We start from the raw sequence: 985 nt of genomic DNA, 5'->3' as shown, positions 1-985 counted from the left end.
TGATCCGTGCCACGTATGACAGGCTGCAGCCCATCAGCGGCAACCGGATCCTGCTGGTGACCGGGGAGGCGCACCGCGAGGCCGTGTGCGGGCAGCTGCCGGAGCTGGCCGACGACGACCTGGTGCTGGAGACGGAGCCGAAGGATTCCGGTGCGGCGATCGGGCTGGCCGCGGCGATCCTGTTCACCCGGGACCCGGAAACCATCATGGGCTCCTTTGCCGCGGACCAGGTCATCAGCCCCGAGGGCAAGTTCCAGGACGCGGTCCGTGAGGCCATCCACACGGCCGCGACAGGCAAGATCGTCACCATCGGCATCAAGCCCACGCACGCGTCCACCGGCTTCGGCTACATCCGTAGGGGCAGGGCGCTGGACATTGAGGGCGCACCCAGCGCGCATGAGGTGGTGCAGTTCGTGGAAAAGCCCAGCGCGGCCACCGCCGAGCAGTACCTGGCCAGCGGCGACTACAGCTGGAACGCCGGCATGTTCGTGGCGCCGGTGGAGTTGATGCTGCGCCACCTGAAGGCGAACGAGCCCGTACTCCATGACGGGCTGATGGAAATCGCCCAGGCCTGGGACACCCCGGACCGCGTGGCCGTGAAGAACCGTGTCTGGCCCACGCTGCCCAAGATTGCCATTGACTACGCCGTGGCCGAGCCTGCCGCGGACGCCGGCGACGTCGCCATGATCCCGGCGGACTTCAGCTGGGATGACGTGGGCGACTTTGCCGCCATTGCCCGCCTGAGCAGCGCCAAGGAGGTCAAGGACGTGAAGGTCATCGGCGAGGGCGCCCGCGTCTTCACCGAGGACAGCACCGGCATTGTGGTCACAGACACCAAGCGGGTGATTGCGCTGGTCGGCATCCAGGACGTGGTGGTCGTGGACACCCCGGATGCCCTCCTGGTCACCACGCGCGCCCACTCCCAGCTGGTCAAGCGCGCCGTCGACGGGCTCAAGGCGCAGGGCGACATGGACGTCCTCTAGCC

1 protein-coding gene is annotated in these 985 nt (G+C 67.9%); it reads left to right on the top strand.

Annotated features, from left to right (window positions below; all coding sequences use genetic code 11):
- Positions 1–983 (top strand): mannose-1-phosphate guanylyltransferase (locus G6034_RS19400; protein ID WP_176636740.1); only part of this gene is annotated, 983 nt, incomplete at its 5' end.
- Positions 984–985 lie beyond the last annotated feature (2 nt).

The sequence above is a fragment of the Arthrobacter wenxiniae genome, from assembly GCF_013376105.1.
GTDB lineage: Bacteria > Actinomycetota > Actinomycetes > Actinomycetales > Micrococcaceae > Specibacter > Specibacter wenxiniae.
Note: the sequence above shows the minus strand (reverse complement) of the source record. Positions and strands in the feature narration are given on the sequence as shown.